19 protein-coding genes and 1 pseudogene are annotated in these 22,112 nt (G+C 37.8%); 19 read left to right on the top strand and 1 reads right to left on the bottom strand.

Annotated elements, in window-relative coordinates; genetic code table 11:
- The first annotated feature begins 49 nt into the window (after positions 1-49).
- From priA to CP367_RS11205, 9 genes and pseudogenes are all read left to right on the top strand, one after another.
- A complete protein-coding gene (gene priA, locus CP367_RS07810; protein WP_089145977.1) occupies positions 50-2,449 on the top strand; it encodes a primosomal protein N' in 2,400 nt (799 codons plus the stop codon).
- A gap of 12 nt (positions 2,450-2,461) precedes the next feature.
- A complete protein-coding gene (gene fmt, locus CP367_RS07805; protein WP_057726642.1) occupies positions 2,462-3,406 on the top strand; it encodes a methionyl-tRNA formyltransferase in 945 nt (314 codons plus the stop codon).
- Positions 3,357-4,718, top strand: coding sequence for a 16S rRNA (cytosine(967)-C(5))-methyltransferase RsmB (gene rsmB / locus CP367_RS07800; protein WP_089145976.1), 1,362 nt, complete (start codon positions 3,357-3,359; stop codon positions 4,716-4,718). The genes fmt and rsmB overlap by 50 nt, the downstream gene beginning before the upstream one ends.
- 4 nt (positions 4,719-4,722) lie before the next feature.
- Complete coding sequence (locus tag CP367_RS07795) at positions 4,723-5,478, top strand: Stp1/IreP family PP2C-type Ser/Thr phosphatase (protein WP_005719381.1); 756 nt, start codon at positions 4,723-4,725, stop codon at positions 5,476-5,478.
- Entirely contained in the window at positions 5,468-7,498 is a 2,031-nt protein-coding gene (gene pknB, locus CP367_RS07790; RefSeq protein ID WP_089145975.1) for a Stk1 family PASTA domain-containing Ser/Thr kinase, read from the top strand. The genes CP367_RS07795 and pknB overlap by 11 nt, the downstream gene beginning before the upstream one ends.
- Positions 7,499-8,389 (top strand): ribosome small subunit-dependent GTPase A, encoded by an 891-nt coding sequence (rsgA, locus tag CP367_RS07785; RefSeq protein ID WP_013086532.1) that lies wholly within the window; start codon positions 7,499-7,501, stop codon positions 8,387-8,389.
- 12 nt (positions 8,390-8,401) lie between these two features.
- Positions 8,402-9,052, top strand: a complete 651-nt coding sequence (rpe, locus tag CP367_RS07780) for a ribulose-phosphate 3-epimerase (RefSeq protein WP_089145974.1) — start codon at positions 8,402-8,404, stop codon at positions 9,050-9,052.
- On the top strand, positions 9,052-9,726 hold the full coding sequence (locus tag CP367_RS07775) for a thiamine diphosphokinase (protein ID WP_089145973.1): 675 nt from the start codon (positions 9,052-9,054) through the stop codon (positions 9,724-9,726). Before rpe ends, CP367_RS07775 begins: the two co-directional genes overlap by 1 nt.
- A 39-nt stretch (positions 9,727-9,765) precedes the next feature.
- A pseudogene (locus CP367_RS11205) lies at positions 9,766-10,069 on the top strand (hypothetical protein).
- A 116-nt stretch (positions 10,070-10,185) separates the two neighbouring features.
- Here the strand turns inward: CP367_RS11205 and rpmB are convergent.
- On the bottom strand, positions 10,186-10,371 hold the full coding sequence (gene rpmB, locus CP367_RS07765) for a 50S ribosomal protein L28 (protein WP_005719372.1): 186 nt from the start codon (positions 10,369-10,371) through the stop codon (positions 10,186-10,188).
- 167 nt (positions 10,372-10,538) lie between these two features.
- Here rpmB and CP367_RS07760 point away from each other — a divergent pair, with 167 nt between their 5' ends.
- The 10 genes from CP367_RS07760 to CP367_RS07715 all read left to right on the top strand — a co-directional run bounded on the left by CP367_RS07760 (position 10,539) and on the right by CP367_RS07715 (position 21,931).
- Entirely contained in the window at positions 10,539-10,901 is a 363-nt protein-coding gene (locus CP367_RS07760; protein WP_005719370.1) for an Asp23/Gls24 family envelope stress response protein, read from the top strand.
- A 21-nt stretch (positions 10,902-10,922) separates the two neighbouring features.
- Entirely contained in the window at positions 10,923-12,584 is a 1,662-nt protein-coding gene (locus CP367_RS07755) for a DAK2 domain-containing protein (RefSeq protein ID WP_065989484.1), read from the top strand.
- Positions 12,585-12,586: 2 nt separating this feature from the next.
- Positions 12,587-14,623: an ATP-dependent DNA helicase RecG gene (recG, locus tag CP367_RS07750; protein ID WP_089145972.1), complete on the top strand. Its 2,037-nt coding sequence runs from the start codon at positions 12,587-12,589 to the stop codon at positions 14,621-14,623.
- Positions 14,624-14,642: 19 nt separating this feature from the next.
- On the top strand, positions 14,643-15,644 hold the full coding sequence (plsX, locus tag CP367_RS07745) for a phosphate acyltransferase PlsX (RefSeq protein ID WP_089145971.1): 1,002 nt from the start codon (positions 14,643-14,645) through the stop codon (positions 15,642-15,644).
- 30 nt (positions 15,645-15,674) lie between these two features.
- Positions 15,675-15,917 (top strand): acyl carrier protein, encoded by a 243-nt coding sequence (gene acpP / locus CP367_RS07740; RefSeq protein ID WP_089145970.1) that lies wholly within the window; start codon positions 15,675-15,677, stop codon positions 15,915-15,917.
- A 118-nt stretch (positions 15,918-16,035) separates the two neighbouring features.
- Complete coding sequence (locus tag CP367_RS07735) at positions 16,036-17,052, top strand: ABC transporter ATP-binding protein (protein ID WP_005723130.1); 1,017 nt, start codon at positions 16,036-16,038, stop codon at positions 17,050-17,052.
- Positions 17,053-17,055: 3 nt separating this feature from the next.
- On the top strand, positions 17,056-18,042 hold the full coding sequence (locus CP367_RS07730; protein ID WP_023488745.1) for an ATP-binding cassette domain-containing protein: 987 nt from the start codon (positions 17,056-17,058) through the stop codon (positions 18,040-18,042).
- 2 nt (positions 18,043-18,044) lie between these two features.
- Positions 18,045-19,004 (top strand): oligopeptide ABC transporter permease, encoded by a 960-nt coding sequence (opp4B, locus tag CP367_RS07725; protein WP_005719359.1) that lies wholly within the window; start codon positions 18,045-18,047, stop codon positions 19,002-19,004.
- 14 nt (positions 19,005-19,018) lie between these two features.
- Entirely contained in the window at positions 19,019-19,948 is a 930-nt protein-coding gene (locus tag CP367_RS07720; RefSeq protein ID WP_089145969.1) for an ABC transporter permease, read from the top strand.
- 213 nt (positions 19,949-20,161) lie between these two features.
- Positions 20,162-21,931 (top strand): oligopeptide ABC transporter substrate-binding protein, encoded by a 1,770-nt coding sequence (locus CP367_RS07715; RefSeq protein ID WP_089145968.1) that lies wholly within the window; start codon positions 20,162-20,164, stop codon positions 21,929-21,931.
- The last annotated feature ends 181 nt before the right edge of the window (positions 21,932-22,112 follow it).

Below are 22,112 nucleotides of genomic sequence, written 5' to 3'. Positions count from 1 at the left end.
TTATTGACCTTCATCCTTTGGGGTGAAGGTCTTTTTTACAGGTGATTAAATGATTGCTCAGGTTATTGTTGATGTAGCTGCACGGCAAACAGACCGTATTTTTGAATATCATATTCCAACAGAATTAGAAAAGGATATTGCGATTGGATCAAGAGTAGTTGTTCCGTTTGGTCCTCGTAAAGTGCAAGGTTTTGTGGTGGGGATCACTGATCAAAGTGAATTTAAAGGTAAACTTAAGGATTTGCTAGTTGTGGTAGATGAGATGCCACCGCTTACGCCAGAGTTGGTAAAGTTATCTGCTGATTTAGCAAAAAATATTTTTTCTTACCGAATTAAAATTTTACAAGCGATGCTACCTTGGGTAATGCGAGCAAATTATCGCAAATTGCTAGTGCCAGCTAATGATAGAGCTGCCAAAATGCCGCTGTTTCAGGGTGATCCAATTGATTTAAATAAAATTACGGATCTGGCGGAGATTAAGCAATTCCGCAAATTATTGCAAGATGATCAAGCAAAGATTGAGTATGTGGTAGAAAATCGAGCCAAGAAGAAAAAAGAAAATCAATATGAACTAGCATTAAAAAAAGAGGAATATCCCAAAATTTACAATACTTTACGTCAAAATGCGGTAAAGCAAAAAAAGTTATTGATGGATATCATTGATAATGCAGCGGACTATCCCAAAAGTCAAAGCCAGCTAGAAAAACAGCTTGGATTGACGGCGGCGAGTTTGAATTCTGCGATTACCAAAGGTTGGTTGAATAAAAAAAGTGTTGAGGTTTATCGCGATCCGTTATCCGGATTTGATGACGGAGAACATAAAACAGCGGTTACCTTAAATGGTGAGCAGCAAGGTGCTTTGAACCAGATCACCCAAGCAATTGAACAGCGCCAGGCTGAGACTTTTTTGTTGGAAGGGATTACTGGTAGCGGGAAGACTGAAGTGTATTTACACGCTATTAGCAAGGCTCTTAAACAGGGGCGAAATGCATTAATGCTGGTGCCAGAAATTTCCTTGACGCCGCAAATGGTTCGTCAGGTTAAGGCACGTTTTGGTCAAGAGGTAGCCGTTTTACATAGTGCCCTATCTGAGGGAGAAAAATATGATGAGTGGCGCCGAATTCGTCGTGGCGAGACTAAGGTGGTCGTTGGCGCTCGGAGTGCAGTTTTTGCTCCACTAGATAATATTGGTTTAATCGTGATCGATGAGGAACATGAGTCTTCATATAAGCAAGAAACCGATCCACGTTATAATGCACGTGATGTGGCTATTTGGCGTAGTAAATTTCATAATTGTCCGTTGGTTTTAGGAAGTGCAACACCATCGTTGAGTAGCCGTGCACGCGCCCAAAAAAATGTCTATCATCTTTTACGGTTAACTGAAAGGGCTAATCAAAAGAAATTGCCTAAAGTTAATTTGATTGATCTAAAGCACGTGCAGTTTGCTGGTGGTCAATTTGATTTATCTGTTGAGCTAGTAGATGCAATAAAAAAGCGTTTGGCAAAAAAAGAGCAGGTTATTTTAATGCTCAATCGACGTGGTTTTGCTAATTTTATGCTTTGCCGTGAATGTGGTTTTGTATTAAAATGTCCTAACTGTGATGTTTCTTTAAATTTGCATAAGGATACTAACAGTATGCAATGTCACTATTGTGGTCATACTGAGCCAGTGCCCACACGTTGTCCTAATTGCCAAAGCTCGCAAATTCGTTTTTTAGGTGCAGGTACACAGAAGGTACAAGAAGAATTAGAAGAGCTTCTGCCTGGTGCACGAATCTTGCGGATGGACGTTGATACAACTAGAAGAAAGGGTAGCTATAAGAAAATTCTAGATGCCTTTGGTGCTCATGAAGCTGATATTTTGTTAGGTACGCAAATGATTGCTAAAGGATTAGATTTCCCTAATGTAACTTTAGTTGGAGTAATCAATGCCGATACAGGATTATGGCTTTCTGACTATAATGCTTCTGAAAAGACTTTTGAATTATTAACTCAAGTAGCTGGCCGTGCAGGTCGTGCTGATAAGGAAGGAGAAGTCTTAATTCAAACTTATAATCCAGAGCATTATGCTATTCAACTAGCTCAAACTCAGGACTACGAACGATTTTATGGCTATGAGATGAATATGCGGCATGCTGGTAACTATCCACCATATTTTTATACCGTGCTGATTTCCATTGCTGCTAAAAAAGAACAGAATGCAGCTCGTGAGGCTTTTAGGATTAAGAGGTATTTGAATGAGCACTTGCATGAGCCAACGATTATTTTGGGACCAACGCCAAGTGCAATTTCTCGTGTAAAAAATCAATATTATTATCAAATACTGGTAAAATATAAAAAAGAACCAAATTTAAATGAATTATTACACCATGTTCAAGATTCTGCACAGGAAGCTAAGAAATATGGTTTAAGTATTTTTATTGATAATGAACCAGAGAGAATTATGTAAGGGGATGCTTTAATGACATCAATAATATTTATGGGAACACCGGAATTTTCAGTTCCAGTACTTGAAGGGTTAATTGATGAAGGCTATGAGATTAAAGCCGTGGTCACTCAACCTGATAAAAAGGTAGGACGTAAGCAGAAAATTACTAAGTCACCAGCCAAGATCGCAGCAGAAAAGCATGATTTGCCAATCTTTCAACCGGTTAAGTTGTCTGGATCAGACGAAATGCAGAAATTAATTGATATGCATGCAGATTTGATTGTAACTGCAGCATATGGGCAATTTTTACCAACTAAGTTTTTGAATTCGGTTAAAATTGCGGCAGTTAATGTTCACGGCTCACTTTTACCTAAATACCGTGGCGGTGCACCAATTCAATATTCACTAATTAACGGTGATAAAGAAACTGGAATTACCATTATGGAAATGGTTAAGAAGATGGATGCTGGTGATATTTATGCTCAAGAAGCAATTAAGATTGAGCCTGATGATAACGCTGGCACTTTATTTAGTAAATTATCAATTGTTGGGCGGGACTTATTGCTTAAGACTTTACCAGCAATTATTGATGGCTCAATTAAAAAGGTTCCACAGGATCCAGAAAAGGTCGTCTTTTCACCTAACATCACTAAAGAACAAGAAAAACTTAATGTTGATATGACAGCAGAAGAGGCCAACGATATGATTCGTGCTTTGAATCCAGATCCTGGTGCTTATTTGATGATTGAAGGCAAACGTTTCAAGATCTGGAAGGCAGAAGTTGCATCTGATTCATCAAGTTTAAATGCCGGCTCTGTTGTTGCTAACAAAGGACGTTTTGCCATTAGTTTTGCTGATAATTCAGTACTTAACTTACTTGAAGTTCAACCAAGTGGCAAAAAGAGAATGGACATCAAGAGCTTTTTAAATGGTCAAGGTAGTAAGTTTGTCCCAGGTGAAGAAATTGTCGATCGATAAGAGTGCACGTGCAGTCAGCTTAGAGACATTGATCAAGGTCTTAGATCAAGGCTCCTATTCTAATATTAGTTTGAATAACAGCTTAAAGCACTCTAACTTGTCAATTGCAGACCAAAATTTAGCTACTAATATTGTTTATGGCACGATTCAGTATCGATTGTTTTTAGAATATCAGTTAAAAGGCTTAGTTAGGACAAAACTGACCGAAAAATATATTAAGCCATTATTGTTAATGTCACTTTACCAGTTGATTTTTTTGGATAAAGTGCCTGATCGTGCTGTACTTGATGAGGCTAATAAACTTGCTAAGCAATATGGCAAGCGACATTCAGCTGGCTTTCGGTTGGTAAATGGGATTTTGCGTTCGTTTACTAGGCGCGGGGTGATTTTACCAGCTGAAAATAATCCAGTTAAATATTTAAGTGTCAAAGAAAGCGTACCTGAATGGTTAGTTCAATATTTAATTGATAACTGGGGCCTAGACAAAGCAAAATCAGTTTTAAACAGTATTAATGAGCCAGCTAAAAACAGTGTACGTATTTCAAAGTTGGCAGATAAAGAGCAAGTTTTTGCCCAGTTAGAGCGGGATAACTATCAACCACAATGGTCTAAGTTATCAAGCGATGATGTGATTTTGAGTCACGGTGGCATTAGCGAAAGTGATTTGTTTGAAGAAGGCAAGTTAACAATTCAAGATGAGGCTGCCAGTTTAGTTGTAGAGGCTTTTGACTTTGAACAAGATGAGCATGTGCTTGATGCTTGTTCTGCTCCCGGTGGGAAAACCGTGCAAATTGCCGAAAGCATTGTTAATGGTGATGTGACTGCCTTAGATATTCATGATAAAAAATTACGTTTAGTACGAGATAATGCCCAGAGAATGCACGTTGCAAATAAGGTAAAGACTAAGGCATGTGATGCACGTAAGGCTACAGAGATTTTTGCAGCAGGTGAATTTACCAAAATTTTAGTCGATGCCCCTTGTTCTGGGCTTGGATTATTGCGTCGTAAGCCTGAAATTCGCTATACTAAGAGACAACAGGACTTACAAAATTTACAAAAAATTCAATTGGCAATCTTAACTGCAGTAAGTTCACTCTTAAAAAAGAATGGCGAGTTGGTTTATTCAACTTGCTCAATTTCAATGGAAGAAAATGAAGAGGTAGTTAAGAAGTTTTTGCAAGCACATCCTGACTTTGAACTAGTTCCATTTAAGTTAACTAAACTTGAATCAAAGACAGGGATGTTGAAAATAATGCCTGATCTAGATGACAATGATGGATTTTTCATTGCTAAATTTAAGTTACGAGGTTAGATTTTTGATTGAAACAGCATACGCTTCGAGTATTGGTAAGGTACGGAAAAGCAATCAAGATTTTGTAAAAGTTTTTAAAAATCAAAAGGGAATTGTCTTAGCAATTGTCTGTGATGGTATGGGCGGCCATCAAGGTGGTGACGTTGCTTCAACAATGGCAGTCACCCATTTAGGACATAATTTTAGTATGACTGACTTTGCAGATGCTAATCTTGCTCATAAATGGCTTGATGTGCAATTAAATTCTGAAAATGAAACAATTTTAAAGACTGCTGATAAGTTTCCTGACTTAAATGGAATGGGGACAACGATTGTATTGGCGTTTGCATTTGATAAAAATGCCTTAATTGCTCATTTAGGTGATTCTCGGGCTTATAGTTATTCTGAAGGTAAATTTGTCCAATTAACTGAAGATCATTCTTTGGTTAACGAATTAGTTAAGATGGGTCAGATTACTAAAGAACAAGCTAAACACCATCCCCAGAAAAATATTATTACGCAAGCATTAGGCGTCTCAAGTACGATTGATCCTGAATTTGATGAGATCAAGATGGGGGGAAACGACATTATTTTGCTCTGTACTGATGGCCTAACCAATTCACTTAGCGATCCACAAATCCAACAAATTTTGGCAACTAAGGAGCTTAGCTTAAGAGAACGTTGTAATAAATTGATTAGTGAGGCCAATCGATTAGGTGGTGGTGATAATATTACTGTCTGCCTAATTTGGAACAAGGAGGACGAGAGCAGTGATCGATAAAGGTTATCTGCTTGGGGAACGTTACCGCATCATCGATACCTTAGGTGAAGGCGGAATGGCCAATGTCTATCTAGCGGAAGATATTATCCTGCAACGTAAGGTGGCAGTTAAAATTTTACGCCTTGATTTGCAGAATGAACCGCAAACCCAAGCTCGTTTTCAAAGAGAGGCATTAGCTACAAGTGAATTAAGTCATCCTAATATTGTTTCTGTACTTGATGTAGGTACCGATCATGGTTTGCCATACATGGTAATGGAGTATGTTGATGGTCCTAATCTAAAAGAATATATTCAAAAAAATTCACCTTTGGATTTAAATGAAATTATTCGAATTATGGATCAGATATTGAGTGCAGTTGCATTAGCTCATAAGCACAATGTTATTCATCGTGATCTAAAACCACAGAATATTTTGATGGATAAGCGCGGCAATATTAAAATAGCTGATTTCGGAATTGCCGTTGCTTTGAATCAAAGCTCGATTACACAAACTAATTCAGTAATGGGTTCAGTTCATTATATGTCTCCTGAGCAAACGCGTGGCGGAATGGTTACTAAACAATCTGACATCTATTCCTTGGGAATAATTTTATATGAATTGATCACAGGAACTGTTCCGTTTAACGGTGATACACCAGTGGCAATTGCACTGAAGCATGCGCAAGAACCAATTCCTTCAATTCGCAAGAAAGATTCAAGTGTACCACAAGCGCTGGAAAATGTTGTTTTAAAGGCAACCGCGAAAGATCCACGAGATAGATATGCTACAGCTCAGGAAATGAAAGCAGATTTGGATAGTAGCTTGGATCCTGAACGGGCAGATGAACCGGTTTTTGTACCATATCATGGTAATAACGATGATAAAACAATTGTATTGCCTGGATTTAAGCCACAAAAGGAAGAAAAAGAAGTGGTGGGGCCAGCAAAAACCGAATCAGTAGAATCAAGCAAGCCAGTAAAGAAAAAGACTTTTTTACAGAATGTCAAAAGTCACAAATGGTGGTGGCTGATCTCAATTATTGCCGCGGGTTTAATCATTTTTATGATGATTTTCGCTTTAAGTGGTACTGGAAATAAACGACAGGATGTTAATATTCCTGATGTAACTAATATTGCAGAAAAAGCAGCTGAGAGTAAACTTGAAGCAGCAGGCTTACAGGTTGGAAAAATTATTAGGCGACAATCAGATGATATAAAAAAAGGCCGGGTTATTGCGACAAAACCAACTGCAGGCAATAGTCTAGAGCGGGGAAAGAGCGTTGATTTAATTGTTTCCAGCGGTTCTAGCATGGTTAAAGTTCCTGATATGGTTGGGAAGAACTATGCCGAAGCGGCAGAAAAATTAGAAAATATGGGCTTTGATGTAGTTAGAGAGGACCAATATTCTAATAAAGTTGACGAAAATCAAGTTATTTCTCAAAGCATTGCTGCAGGTGTAGAGGTTAAGCCGACCCAGACTACAATTACGTTGATAGTTTCACGTGGCAAGCAGGCTAGATCACATTCAAATATGGTTACCTTGAAAGACTTAAGTAATTATTCTTTGAAGAGTGCTCAAGACTATGCCAAAGAACATGGCCTGACTTTACAAATCAATCAAGAATATTCTGATGATGTTGAGAAGGGCTTAGTAATTTCGATGGAGCCAGGTCCGGGTACTAAGGTTGAGCGTGGTTCAACTGTTACCATCAAGGTCTCGAAAGGTCCAAAGGAAGACAAGGAAACTACTGTAACTAAGACCTTTACCGTTGACTATGTTGGTGATGATCTTTCTAAGAGTGAGAAGCCTGATAATGATAAAGGAAGCAATAACTCTGAGTCAGAATCCGTTAATGGCAAGGGTGATCATGTCCAGATCTATATTAAGGATGATGATCATTCCTTGAACAATATTTATCGTGACTTGTATATTAAGCATGATATGAGTTTCTCGATTCCATTTAACATTAGAGAAGGTAGTGGACAATTAAAGGTTGTTCGCAATGGCGATACAGTTTTGAATGAAAAGGTGACTAAATAAATGAAACTAGCGCAAGGAACCGTCGTTGGTTTGATTGCTGGTTATTATGATGTAGAAACCGCTGCGGGTATCGTGAGAACGCGTGCTCGCGGCGTTTTTCGTCAAAAAAAGCAAAAACCGGCAGTTGGCGATCATGTGGAAATTCAGATAGATGATAAAGGAATGAGCTATCTGGTGAAAATTTTGCCGCGGATTAATCGAATTGGGCGACCAGCAGTTGCTAATGTAAGTCATGTTTTGTTAGTAATTTCTGCAGTAGAACCGGATTTTTCTGTAGAGCTGTTAGATCGTTTTTTGACTTTCTTTTCTTGGCAAAAAGTTGGTGTAACAATTTACTTGTCTAAAGCAGATTTGCTATCAGAAGCAAAGTTAAACACAATCAAGCAAGCTTTAGCATATTATCAAAAAATAGGTTATCCTGTTTTCACCGATTATCATGAAATGCAAATTCAGATTCCTAAAATGATCGAAAAAAATCAAATTTGGACTTTAGCAGGACAGTCAGGTGCTGGTAAGTCAACTTTGCTTAACCATTTAAAAAAAGATGCTAATCAAGCGACTGGTGCGATCTCAACTAGCTTGAATCGTGGGAAACATACTACTAGAAAGGTCGAACTTTTTAAGTTAGGCGCGGGCTTTTTAGCAGATACGCCAGGTTTTTCGTCAATTGATTTGACACCAATCAAGTTGAATGAGTTATGTAATTACTTTGTTGAGTTTAAAAAGGCAAGTATTCACTGTAAGTTCCGCGGATGTCAGCATTTGCAGGAGCCAGGCTGTGAAGTAAAGAAGTTACTTGAAGCCGGAGAAATTCTGGCAAGTAGATATGAAGATTATTTGGCTATGCGGACTGAGATTAGTGAAGGTCGCATACCGGAATATTTAAAATAGAGGTAATAGCTGATGATGATTGCACCCTCAATTTTGAACGCAAATAATATTGATCTTAAAAATGATATTGAAAATGCAGTCCAGGCCGGAATTAGCCGTTTTCATATTGATATTATGGATGGACATTTTGTGCCTAATTTATCTTTTGGACCGCAACTAATCAAAGATTTCAAGCGTGAATTTCCGATGACAGATGCTGAAATTCACTTAATGAGTGATGCCCCAGATAAGTTGGTATCAGCTTTTGTTAGTGCAGGAGCAGATTTGGTCGAACTACACTATGAAGCAATGGACAAGCCTAAGTTATATTATTGGTTCGATTATTTAGCTTCTAATGGCGTTGATGCTGCTTTGGCAATTAGTCCAGATACACCAGTTGAAGTGGTTGAACCGTATTTGCCATTACTGAAACAAGTATTAGTAATGACGGTCAAGCCGGGATTTGGTGGACAGAGTTTTCTTCCTGAATCAGTTAGTCGAATTAAGTCAGTTAGAGAGATTGTCGGCTCTGATTTTGATATTGAGGTCGACGGCGGTATTAATGATCAGACTATTAAATTAGCTGAAAATGCTGGCGCTAATATATTTGTTGTTGGTTCATACTTGTATGAAAATGGTGATGTTGGCAGTCAAGTACATAAATTAGAAAAGATTATTAAGTAATGAAAGCATATGCATTGTTGGGCGGTCCAACTGAATTGTGGCCTGAAGATATTGAAGAAAAGCTGGCTCAAGCTGATTTAGTTATTGGGGTTGATCGTGGTGCCTTGTTTTTAGAAGAACTGGGAATAATCCCTGATGTGGCAGTAGGTGACTTTGATTCTTTACACGAAAATGACTTAAGCCAAATAGAAAGTAATGTTCAAGACATTCGTTATTCTAATCCTGTCAAGGATTGGACTGATTCTGAGCTAATGTTGCAGATTGCTTTTGAAGATTATCATGTGGATGAATTAGTGATTTTTGGTGCTACAGGTGGAAGATTGGATCATTTTTTGATCAATCTATTAGTGTTGCTAAATCCTGAAATGAGATTATATGCGAAAAAAGTAACGTTGATTGACCAACAAAATCTAATTTGCTTTTTTAATGCAGGCACGCATGTTGTTGAAAAAAGAAAAAATTACTCTTATATTGGTTTTGTAGCTTTAACAGCAATCGAAGATTTTAATATTATTGGTGCAAGATATGAGTTGAAGCACTATTCTGGAAACTATCCTCGTGTTTTTTCATCAAATGAATTTTTGCCTAATAGTAATGAATTCAGGATTAGCTTGCAAAATGGTATGATTGCAGCAATTTATTCTAAAGATATTAATCGTTTTCATGATTTATAGGTTAAAATAGAACTATAGAAAAGAAACAAGGGAATTCAAATGAAATATATTGACTTTGAAAAAGATATTGCTGGTTTCGAAAACGGTCGCTACGAAGCAAGACTTGACCGTGCAAAATAAAATGTAGAAGACTACATGCATAAGAACCACGTTCACATTTTTGATAAAAAGAAGAAGGAAGTAGCTACTATCCAATGGCTTAGTTAGAAATGTAACTTATCAAGATTTGGGCTTGCCAACTAAGTTGGGTGAAATGATTACTGAGTATGCATACACGCCAATTGATGAAAGAATGGCCGACGAAATTCCTGATGACGATAAGCATCACAATATTATGAAGTAAAGTAAAACGGTAAGAAGACAAAATAAAATGGTCTTCTTACCGTTTTTTATATAAATCATTAAAATAAGTAAAAAAATAAGCTTGCAAGATCAGTGATCTAACAAGCTCTTGGTCTATTAGGCACGAGTAACTTTACCAGACTTTAAAGCCTTGGTTGAAACCCATACGCGCTTTGGCTTACCGTCAACAAGAATGCGAACTTTTTGAAGGTTTGGCTTCCAAGCACGACGAGTTGAGTTCAATGAGTGTGAACGTTTGTTACCGAATGTAGTCTTCTTACCTGTTACGTAATCTTTTGCCATTTGCTAAACCTCCTTTATTTGTGATGTCATACTTAATTAGATTATCATATGTTTTCTCGCAATTCAATACTAAAAGGATTTTTTCAGGTGTATTTTAATTATTGATTATGTCGTTACTATGATAAAATAATAAACGTATATATAGATAATAAGACGGAGGACGAAACATGGCTGTTAAGATCAAGACAAAAGATGGTTTGATTGATATTTCAAACGGTGTAATCGCAACTGTTGTTGGTGGCGCAGCTACGTCTAACTATGGCGTTGTAGGTATGGCATCAAAGAATGCCATTCGCGATGGATTTGACGGGATTCTTAATCGTGCCAATTATAAGCGCGGTGTTGTTGTCAAGTCAGAAGATAACGAAATTACGGTTGATGTGTACATTATTGTTGGTTATGGTTTGAAGATTTCTGAAGTAAGTAAGAATGTTCAAGATAGTGTTAAGTTCAATTTGAAGAATCAATTAGGAATAGACACTAAGGCCGTTAATGTCATTGTACAAAGCGTTAAGGTACTTGACGAATAACACAAGCGGAGGTTTTAAATAGTGGTTTTAAATGAGATAGATAGTAAGCAATTTAGAGATATGGTACGTGTTGCCACTCATCGAATTGGTAAAAATGCGGAGTTTGTTAACTCTTTGAATGTTTTCCCAGTTCCTGATGGTGATACTGGTACTAATATGAACTTAACCATTGAAAGTGGTGCTAAGGCTGTTTCAGAAAATCCAAGTACTAGTGTTAGTGATTTAACTGAAAGCTTGGCTAAAGGTATGCTAATGGGTGCCCGTGGTAACAGTGGGGTTATCACTTCACAATTATTCCGTGGCTTTTACAAGGCTACCCAAGGGATGAAGACCTTAACTGCACAGGAATTAGCAAATGCTTTTTCAAATGGTGTTGCTACTGCTTATAAGGCTGTAATGAAGCCAGTTGAAGGTACTATTCTTACTGTAGCTCGTGTTGCTGCACAAGCCGGTGCTACTAAAGCCAATGACACCGACGATGTAACTGAAGTAATGAAAGCTGTAGTTGAAGGTGCTAAGAAGGCTCTTAAGTCAACTCCAGATTTATTGCCTGTTTTGAAGCAAGTTGGTGTAGTTGACTCAGGTGGTCAAGGCCTTTTGTTTATCTATGAAGGCTTTTTGGAAGGCTTAATGGGTGAAAACTTTGCAGATCAATATCAACCTGACGAAAATGAAATGGATGAAATGATCAATGCAATGCACCACCAATCTTCAGTTCAAAGCCAATTGGCTACTCAAGATATTAAAAATGGCTACTGTACTGAAATCATGGTTGATCTTGATGCCGATGTGCCAAATAAAAAGAAGTTTGATTTGGAAGAATTTAGAAAGCACTTGTCTGGCTTGGGCGATTCATTATTAGCTGTTTCTGATGGTGAAATTGCTAAGGTTCACGTTCATACTGAACACCCTGGTGATGTTTTCCAATACGGTAGTCAGTTTGGTCAATTAGGCAAGATCAAGATTGATAACATGAGAATCCAACACGAAAGCATCGTTGACCAAGATGAAGAACAACAAGAAGCAGTTGATTTTGCAGTGATCGCAGTTGCTTCAGGTAACGGTATTCGTAAGTTGTTTGAAAGTGAAGGGGTAAATCGTATTATCTCGGGTGGGCAAACGATGAACCCATCAACTCAAGACTTTATTGATGCAATCAAGAAGTCTGGTGCGAAGAAAGCTATTGTCTTGCCAAACAACGGTAATATTGTTATGGCTGCTAAGCAGGCTGCTGAAGTTAGTGATATTCCGGTTGGTATTGTACCAACTAAGACTATTTCTCAGGGTTTAACCGCAATGCTTTCATTCAATCCAGATGCATCTGTTGATGATAATGTGGAAGCTATGACAGAGGACTTAGATACGGTTGTTTCAGGTGAAGTTACTCAAGCTACCCGTGATACTGAAATCGATGAAGTAGAAATTCATAAGAATGACTACTTGGGAATTGTTGATGGCAAGATTAAGGTTGACAATGCTGATTTAATTAAGACTACTGTTGATATGATTGAAAAGATGCTGGATGAAGATTCAGAAATTATCACAATTATGTTTGGCCGTGATGCTAGTGAAGAGCAAGCACAAGAAGTAGTTGAACAACTTGAAGCCAAACATGATGATCTTGAATTTGAAATTCATGATGGTGGTCAACCTGTATATCACTTCTTAGTATCGGTTGAATAACAATGATTGATAATGCATTATTTGCTCCTGTCACAGACTTAAAGGGTGTAGGGACAAAGACTGCAGCTGCACTAGGAAGCTTAGGCATTTATAGTATTTATGACCTGCTCTTTTACTTTCCTTTTCGTTATGACGAATTACAAACGTTGCCGCTTGATCAAATCATGGATGGTCAAAAAGTAATGCTGAAGGGAATAGTAGCTACTGAAGCATTTGTTAGTCGGTTTGGCTATAAGAAATCTCGCTTAAGTTTCAAGATGAGAATTGACCATGATGTGATCATGGTCAATTTTTTTAATCAGCCGTGGTTAAAAAATAAAATTGAGATCGGACAAGAAGTAGCTATTTATGGTAAATACAATGTTGCCCGGCAAAGTTTGTCAGCCTTTAAATTTGTAGCAGCAAAAGAAAACGATAGTGGTATGGCGCCAATCTATCCGGTTAATAGACATGTTAAACAAAAGAAACTAGTTGATCTAATTAATTTAGCCATTGATGATTTTATTGATCAAGTACAGGACATTGTCCCAGAAAAGCTACGACAAGAATATCGTTTATTCAATGATCAAATGATTATTGAAAAGATGCATCACCCCAAGAATAGTCATGAGGCTGAACTAGCTAAGAGAAGTGCAATTTTTCGTGAGTTTTTTATTTTTGAATTACAATTAGCTTTATTGACCCGTAATGATGGTAAACAAATGGGTTATGCAAAGAAATACGATCTGACAGAAATTGCTCAATTAACTAAATCTCTGCCATTTGAATTATCAGATGATCAAAAGCATGTGGTTAATGAAATCTTTGCTGATATGCATTCTGATGGTCAAATGCGGCGACTTTTGCAGGGTGATGTTGGTTCTGGAAAAACTGTTGTAGCCGTTTATGCGATTTTTGCAGCCATTACAGCTGGCTATCAGGCGGCTTTGATGGTGCCAACAGAAATTCTGGCAACTCAGCATTTCAAAAAAATCGATGAATTGTTGCGTCCTTTAGGTGTGCGAGTAGCTCTTTTAACAGGCAATACAAAAACACTGGAGCGGCGTGAGATCTACCGTGAATTAACTGATGGCACGATTAATGTGGTAATTGGCACTCATGCTTTAATTCAAGATAGTGTCACCTTTAAAAAATTAGGTCTAGTCATTATTGATGAGCAGCACCGCTTTGGTGTAGGTCAAAGGCAAGCTTTGATTAATAAAGGCGATCAACCGGATATTTTGGCAATGACTGCTACGCCAATCCCGCGGACGCTGGCTTTGACAGTTTATGGTGATATGACAGTCTCTGAAATACATCATTTACCAGCCGGAAGAAAGCCAATTATTTCCACATGGAAAACAAGTAGTCAAATGAAGGAAGTCTATCGACAAATGCAAGAGCAGCTAAATCAAGGCTTTCAGATTTACGCTGTGACACCATTGATTACCGAGTCAGAGACGTTAGACTTAAAAAATGCAGAAGAATTGCATGAAAAATTAAGCCATGATTTTCCTAATCACAAAGTAGTCCTGCTTCATGGTCAAATGCCAGGTGCGCAAAAAGATGAGATTATGACTGCATTTGCAGCTGGTGAGATCGATATTTTAGTAACTACCAGTGTGATTGAAGTTGGAGTTGATGTGGCTAATGCCAATATGATGGTGATTTATAATGCTGATCGTTTTGGCTTAAGTCAATTGCACCAACTGCGTGGTCGAATTGGTCGAGGACAAACACAAAGTTATTGTGTCTTTCTAGCTGATCCTAAGACCGATTCAGGTAAAGCAAGAATGAAAATTATTGCGTCGACCAATGACGGCTTCAAATTAGCTGAAGAAGATTTAAAGATGCGCGGTGAAGGTGATTTGTTTGGTAAGGCTCAGTCAGGATTGCCAGAATTTCGTGTGGGTGATGTAGTAAATAACTACAATACATTGGTCGTTGCGCAAAAAGAAGCACGAGCTTTGGTTGCGGCTGATCCTGATTTATCAGATCCAGGACATAAGGCACTTAAGCAAGTGCTAGAATATAAGCAATTAGAGCAAAACAGAATTTAGAAAAGATTGTGGTGAATATATGAGAACAATTGCAATTGATGCGATGGGTGGCGAAAATGCCCCAGATGCAATCGTTAAGGCGGTTTTACAAGCTAAAACTGGAATGCCTGAGACTAAATTTTTATTATTTGGTGATAAAGAATCATTAAGAAAACTAATCCCTGAAGATCAAATTAATGATCAATTAGGAGTTGTACCTACAACTGAAGTTATTGCTGATGAAGATGAACCAGTTAAGGCAATCAGAAAAAAGAAAGACTCTTCAATGGTTGTGGCAGCTAACTTCGTTAAGGAAGGAAAAGCTGATGCGTTGCTTTCCTTAGGCAATACTGGTGCATTGCTTGCTTGTGGAATTTTTATTATTGGTCGAATCAAGGGGATTGTTCGTCCAGGTTTGATGCCTACTTTACCTGTTCAAAATAGTGACGATGGCTTCAATATGGTTGATGTTGGTGCTAATGCTAAGAGTAAGCCAGAATATCTTTTACAATGGGCCGAAATGGCTTCGTACTATGCTGAGAAGATTCGCGGCATTAAAAATCCGCGAGTAATGCTCTTAAATAATGGAGCTGAAAGCGACAAGGGTGATGATGTTCACCAAAAGGCCTATGAATTGCTTAAAGAAAGTAATTTGAATTTCTTAGGTAATATTGAAGGTAATGAATTGCTATTAGGCAAGGCAGATGTGGTAGTAACCGATGGCTTTACCGGAAACGCTGTACTTAAGAACATTGAAGGAACCTCTAGCGTCTTGCTTCATTTATTAAAAGATAGTTTATTAAATGGCGGTGTAATGACCAAGTTAGGTGCCTTAATGGTGAAGGGCTCGTTATCAAGCTTAAAATCTAAATTTGATACGGCTAAATATGGCGGTGCAGTTTTACTAGGCGTTAATGCACCGGTAGTTAAAACCCACGGTAGATCAAATGAACGTCCAATTTATTTCACTCTTAAGCAAGTAGATAAAATGATTAAAGAAAAACTTGTTGCAGATTTTAGAGACGAATTCGCTGAAAAATAGTACAATGTTTTATTAAAAAGGAGAAGTTTTATGTCAGAAGAAGAAATTTTTAATAAAATCAAAGACATGATCGCTGATAATTTTGATGTTGATAAGGATAAGATCACTGAAGACACTAATTTTATGGACGATTTAGATGCTGATTCAATTGATTTGGTTGAATTTATTTTGCAATTGGAAGATGAATTTGGCGCAGAAATTCCTGATGATGAAGCTGAAAAAATTAAAACAATTGGTGATGCTGTTTCATATATTAAGGCTCATCAAGGATAATTTTCTAAAAAAGGCCGTGTCGTGATTTGCATACGACCGGCTTTGCGTTTATAATTAGAAAATAAATAGAAAAGATTAAATGCTTTTAATAAAAAAGCTCGAGATGGAGGAATGACCTTTGGAGAAGCAGAGTGATCTTTTATTAGATATTCAACACCTGCATACGGCATACCGTTTGCAAGGGAAATTCTATGATGCGGCAGACGATGTTAATCTGACTCTGAAGCGCGACGAGATTTTAGCCATCGTTGGTGAATCTGGTTGTGGTAAGAGTACAATTGCCTCAAGTATCATTGGATTGTACGACCATAAAAATACTAAAGTAACAGGGGACATTCTTTACAATGAATTAAACCTAGTTGGCTTGAATGAATCACTTTTCAATAAGATTCGTGGGGACAAGATCGGAATGATCTTCCAGGACCCGTTAGCCAGCTTGAACCCATTGATGCGTGTTGGTGACCAAGTTGCTGAAACTCTTTATTACCACACTGATATGGACGAAAAGGCACGTCACGCACGTGTCATTGAATTGTTTAATCAAGTAGGAATGCCAAAGCCTGAAGAAATGTACGAAATGTACCCACATGAGTTGTCTGGTGGGCTTCGTCAGCGTGTTGTAATTGCGATGGCGATTGCATGTAAGCCTGAAGTTATTATTGCCGATGAACCAACAACAGCTTTGGATGTTACTATTCAAGCTCAAATTTTGGATTTGCTTGAAGATATTCAAAAACAATCTCACTCAGGGATTATTTTGATCACTCACGACTTAGGTGTTGTAGCAGAAACTGCTGATGAAGTTGCAGTCATGTATGCTGGTCAAATTGTTGAAAAATCTGATGTAAAGACAATTTTTGAAAACCCACTTCATCCATATACTCGATCATTACTTAACTCAATGCCTCAATCAGACGATACGGATGAAGATCTTCATGTAATTCACGGTACTGTGCCATCTTTGAAGAATATGCCACGTACTGGTGATAGATTTGCTGCAAGAATTCCTTGGATTCCTGCTAGCGCACATGAAGAAGAACCTAAGGTGCATGAAGTTGCGCCAGGTCACTGGGTAAGATGTACTTGCTGGAAGTCATTCCACTTTGAGGATGAAAAGACAGCAAGTGGGGAGTAGTTTATGGCAAAAGAAATTATTCAAATCAAAGATTTAAAGGTCTATTACCCAATTCGCTCTGGATTTTGGAACAGAATTACTGATTATGTCCGTGCCGTTGATGGGATTAATTTCTCAATTGGTGAAGGTGAAACTTACGGTTTAATCGGTGAATCTGGTTCTGGTAAATCTACTACCGGTAAGGCGATTGTTGGGGTTGAAAAAGTTACAAGTGGTCAAATCATGTATAAGGGTTTGGACGTAACTAAGGCAAGCAACCGTAAGAAGCTTGATTATAATAAAGATGTTCAAATGATCTTCCAGGATTCAATGTCAAGTTTGAACCCAAGAAAGAGAATTGAAGATATCATTGCAGAGCCAATTAGAAATTTTGAAAACTTAACGACTGATCAAGAACGTGATCGTGTACAAGAATTGCTAGATATTGTAGGGATGCCTAGTGATGCAATCTACAAGTACCCACACGAATTTTCAGGTGGTCAGCGTCAGAGAATTGGTGTTGCACGTGCGGTTGCTACTAATCCCAAGTTGATTGTAGCTGATGAACCAACTTCTGCTTTGGACTTGTCAGTTCAAGCACAGGTTTTGAACTTCATGAAGCACATTCAACAACAATATAACATTGCTTACTTGTTCATTTCTCACGACTTGGGTGTCGTTAAGCACATGTCAGAAAACTTGGCAATCATGCACCGTGGTCGTTTGGTTGAATTAGGTAGCCGTGAAGAAATTTACAAGCACCCAATTCATATCTATACTAAGCGTTTGCTTTCCGCTATTCCTCAAGTTGATGTTAAACATCGTGAAGAACACAAGAAACATCGCGAACAAGTTGAAAAGGAATTCCAAGAAAATCAAAGCAAGTGGTACGACAAGGATGGTCGTGTATATCCATTACAACAAGTAGCACCTAAGCACTGGGTAGCTTTGCCAAAAGATATGGCCCACGAAGCTAAACTTGAAGAATTAGAAGAAAAGGAGAGTGATTAAGCATGTGGAAAACGATTTTACGGCGTTTGTTAATCATGATCCCTCAATTGATTATCTTGAGTTTGCTGGTCTTCCTTTTGGCTAAAATGATGCCTGGTGACCCATTCAGTGGATCAATTAACCCTAACACCGACCCTAAACAAATTGAAGCCTTAAAACGGGCTGCAGGTCTGTTTGATCCATGGTACGTGCAATACTTTAGATGGGTGGGCAACTTGTTCCATGGTGATCTTGGTACAAGTTACATCCAGCACGTTCCTGTAACTTCATTGATTGCCGATCGTGCAAATAACACCTTCTGGTTATCACTTTTAACTACTATTTTGACTTATAGCATTGCTATCCCTCTTGGTATTACTTCAGGTCGTCACCAAGACGAATGGCAAGATACTAGTGTTAGAATTTTTAACTACATCACCTTGGCTACCCCAGGATTCGTATTCTACATCTTAGGTTTGTGGCTCTTCGGTTTCACCTTGGGCTGGTTCCCAATTTCTGGTTCTGTTTCAGCTAGTGCCTCTGGTTTCTGGGGCGTACTTGGCAGTAGAATCTATCACATGATTTTGCCAGCAATTCTGTATGCCTTGATTACTACTACTGGTACTGTTCAGTACTTAAGAACTGGGATTGTTGATAACAAGGTTGAAGACTACGTAAGAACCGCTCGTAGTAAGGGTGTGCCTGAAAATGTCGTCTTCAACAAGCACATTTTACGTAACTCATTATTGCCAATCGCTGCCTTCCTTGGTAACACTATTACCGGTTTGCTTAGTGGTTCAATGATCATTGAAAGTGTATTTAGTTACCCTGGTATGGGTAAGTTGTTCCTTGACTCAATTGGTCAACGTGACTACACTACTCTGACTGCTTTGATTTTGATCTTTGGTATCTTGACTCTAATTGGTAACTTATTGTCAGATATCATTATGAGTATCATTGACCCACGTATTAGAATTCAATAGGGAGGAGAGAAAAAATGGCTGATAAGAAAGAAAAAGCTACAAAGAAAGCTACTAAAGAAGACGCAAAGCAAAAGGCTACTCTCCCACCTTCTGGATTCAAGGTGGTTATGCACGAAATTGTGCGTTCAAAGTCTGCTTTAACAGCTTTGATTATCATTATTGTAATTTTACTGTTCACTTTTGGTGGTTCATTATTCTTAAACCGTGCTCAAGTAACTGAAATGAACATTGCCGATTCATATTATGGTTGGGGTGAAGCAGGCCACCTGTTAGGTACTGATGATGGTGGTCGTGACATTCTGAAGCTGCTCATCATGGGTGGACGTAACTCAATCATGATTGGTATTTCAGTTACTGTAATTACTGAAATTGTTGGTTTGGTAGTTGGTTTGGTTTCAGGTTACTTTGGTGGAGCAATTGACTCAGTTATCATGAGAATAGTTGACTTTATCCAGATTTTGCCACAAATGCCAATTATTATTGTTTTGACTACTGTTATTCCTAACTACAATGCCGTAACTTTGGTATTCTTGATTGCGATGTTTGGTTGGACGGTCACGGCACGTTACTTCCGTTCGTTCGTCCTGTCGCAGCGTGGTCGTGACTATGTTTTGGCATCTAAGACTTCAGGTTCATCTAACTTTAAGATTATGTTCCGTGAAGTTTTGCCAAACATTACTTCAATGATTATCATTGACGTTGTTTTGAGTATTGCTGGTAACATTGGTATTGAAACTAGTTTGTCATTCTTGAACTATGGTTTACCAAGTACTACGCCATCACTTGGTACTTTGATTGGATTTGCTAATGACCCAGTTAACGTTATTAACCGTCCATGGTTGTGGTTGCCTGCTACCATCTTACTTTTGGTAATTTCCTTAAGTATTAACTATGTTGGTCAAGCTCTGCAACGTGCTGGTGACGCAAGACAGCGTGAAAACTAATAAAGTATTAAGAAGATTAAAACAGCTCTATCGTTTGGTAGAGCTGTTTTTGCATATTTATAACTAAATTCTTATTGAAAGTAAATAAAATATAAATTAAAAATAATCTCATAAAACTATTGCATTTTTAATTTATGGTGGTATGATTTAATCATCAACTTGATTCAAATAACTATTGAAAATGAATTGTATCCTAGATGGGGAAAACAAAGTATGAAATTATCAAAAGTATTGGGTTCAGTAGGAGTCGTTTCTGCGGCAGCATTAGCGTTAGTTGCTTGTGGTAACAAGAGTGAAAGCAATAATGCTGGTGCTAAGGATGCACAAAAATTCCCAGCATCCACTCCTAAGAAAGCTACTAAACAAGGTGGTAGTGTATCAGTTGCTCTAGAAACTGATACTCCGTTTACTGGGATTTTCTCAGATGAATTAGCAACTTCTGCAATTGACTCAAGCGTTGCAGCTCCAGGTGAAGAATCATTATTTGACACCGATGATCATTACAGAATCAATGACAAAGGTGCCGCAACTATGAAGATTGACAAGAAAGCCAAAACTGTAACTATTACAGTGAAGAAGGGTGTTAAGTGGTCTGATGGTCAACAAGTAAATGCTAAGGATCTTGAATATCCATATGAAATCTTAGCTAACAAAAAGACAGCAGCTCAACGTTATGATTCTACTCTGGAAGAAATTAAAGGTATGAAAGAGTATCATGAGGGTAAGGCAAAAACTATTTCAGGGATTGAAATGCCAGATGGTGAAAAGGGTCGCACTATTGTAATTCATTATAAAGAATTAAAGCCTGGTATGTACTTCTCAGGTAATGGTTACTTCTGGGAATCAGCTGCTCCATATCATTATTTAAAGAACGTTCCATTTAATAAACTTCAATCAAGTGATCAAATCAGAAAGAAGCCATTATACTTTGGCCCATTTAAGCTTGATAAGCTTGTTCGTGGTCAATCAGTAACTTGGGTTCCTAACAAATACTACTGGAGAGGTAAACCAAAGTTGGATAAAATTACCATCTCTGTAGTAAACACTAACTCAGCTTCTCAAGCTATCAAGAGTCACAAGTTCGACATTGCTGGTGTAATTAATTCACAATGGGATCAAGTTAAGAATACTAAAGGTGTTAACTGGGTTGCTCAGGTTCCACTTGCATATAGTTATCTTGGCTTTAAAGTCGGTAAGTGGGATTCCAAGACTGGCAAGAATGTAATGGATAAGAATTCTAAGGTTGGTAACAAGAATTTAAGAAAAGCTATCGGCTATGCAATGAACTTAGATGCTGTTAACAAGCGTTATACTCATGGCTTAAGCTTTAGAATTAATACTTTGATTCCTTCAGGCTTTGGTAAGTATCACGACAGTAGTATTAAGGGCTTCAATTACAACTTAAAGAAAGCTAATGAATTGCTTGACAAGGCTGGCTATAAGAAGAAGGGTAAGTGGCGTGTACAACCAAATGGTAATCCATTAGTTCTTCACTACGCTTCAATGTCAGGCTCTCCAAACGCAGAAGCTATTACCCAAAACTACTTGCAACAATGGCATAAGATCGGTCTTAATGTTAAGTTAACTGGTGGCCGTTTGATGGAATTCAACTCATTCTATGACAAGGTGCAACACGACTCTAAAGATATTGACTTCTTCTCTGCAGGTTGGAGCTTAGCTTCTGAGCCATCACAAGCATCTATGTATGGTGAAACCTCACCAATGAACTATGAGCGTTTTGCAACTCCTGAAAACAACAAGTTGCTTGCAGAAATGGACTCTCAAAAAGCATTTGATACTAATTACCGTATTAAAGTCTTCCATGAATGGCAAAAGTACATGTATGATGAAGCATTTGTAATTCCAACTAATAATTCTTACAGTATTTCTGCAGTTAATAACAAACTTACTGGTTACTCAACCAAACCATCACAAAATAACAACGGTCACCAATTATGGTACCAAGTTGGTTACGCTAAGTAATTCATTAATCATTAGTAAAACTAAACTCCAAAATTCTAAACATAAACAAATTCCTTATATTAAATTCTAATAACTAACTAATAGAAAAGACAGGTATCTTAATCCGAATACCTGTCTTTTTCATGCTATTGTTATATTTTTATAAGAGTGATAAACTTAATAAGTCAACTTGCTTCAAGTA

This window comes from Lactobacillus sp. UMNPBX16 (assembly GCF_002553775.1).
Taxonomy (GTDB): Bacteria; Bacillota; Bacilli; order Lactobacillales; family Lactobacillaceae; genus Lactobacillus; species Lactobacillus crispatus.
This window is presented reverse-complemented; position numbering and strand designations above follow the sequence as displayed.

Bases quoted from the DNA above. Each gene is read 5' to 3' on its own strand.
- rsgA (WP_013086532.1), top strand. From the start codon at position 7,499: ATGAAACTAGCGCAAGGAACCGTCGTTGGTTTGATTGCTGGTTATTAT.
- acpP (WP_089145970.1), top strand. From the start codon at position 15,675: ATGTCAGAAGAAGAAATTTTTAATAAAATCAAAGACATGATCGCTGAT.
- recG (WP_089145972.1), top strand. From the start codon at position 12,587: ATGATTGATAATGCATTATTTGCTCCTGTCACAGACTTAAAGGGTGTA.
- rsmB (WP_089145976.1), top strand. From the start codon at position 3,357: ATGGTCAAGGTAGTAAGTTTGTCCCAGGTGAAGAAATTGTCGATCGAT.
- plsX (WP_089145971.1), top strand. From the start codon at position 14,643: ATGAGAACAATTGCAATTGATGCGATGGGTGGCGAAAATGCCCCAGAT.
- rpe (WP_089145974.1), top strand. From the start codon at position 8,402: ATGATGATTGCACCCTCAATTTTGAACGCAAATAATATTGATCTTAAA.
- CP367_RS07775 (WP_089145973.1), top strand. From the start codon at position 9,052: ATGAAAGCATATGCATTGTTGGGCGGTCCAACTGAATTGTGGCCTGAA.
- opp4B (WP_005719359.1), top strand. From the start codon at position 18,045: ATGTGGAAAACGATTTTACGGCGTTTGTTAATCATGATCCCTCAATTG.
- fmt (WP_057726642.1), top strand. From the start codon at position 2,462: ATGACATCAATAATATTTATGGGAACACCGGAATTTTCAGTTCCAGTA.
- rpmB (WP_005719372.1), bottom strand. From the start codon at position 10,371: ATGGCAAAAGATTACGTAACAGGTAAGAAGACTACATTCGGTAACAAA.
- CP367_RS07720 (WP_089145969.1), top strand. From the start codon at position 19,019: ATGGCTGATAAGAAAGAAAAAGCTACAAAGAAAGCTACTAAAGAAGAC.
- priA (WP_089145977.1), top strand. From the start codon at position 50: ATGATTGCTCAGGTTATTGTTGATGTAGCTGCACGGCAAACAGACCGT.
- CP367_RS07730 (WP_023488745.1), top strand. From the start codon at position 17,056: ATGGCAAAAGAAATTATTCAAATCAAAGATTTAAAGGTCTATTACCCA.
- CP367_RS07715 (WP_089145968.1), top strand. From the start codon at position 20,162: ATGAAATTATCAAAAGTATTGGGTTCAGTAGGAGTCGTTTCTGCGGCA.
- CP367_RS07760 (WP_005719370.1), top strand. From the start codon at position 10,539: ATGGCTGTTAAGATCAAGACAAAAGATGGTTTGATTGATATTTCAAAC.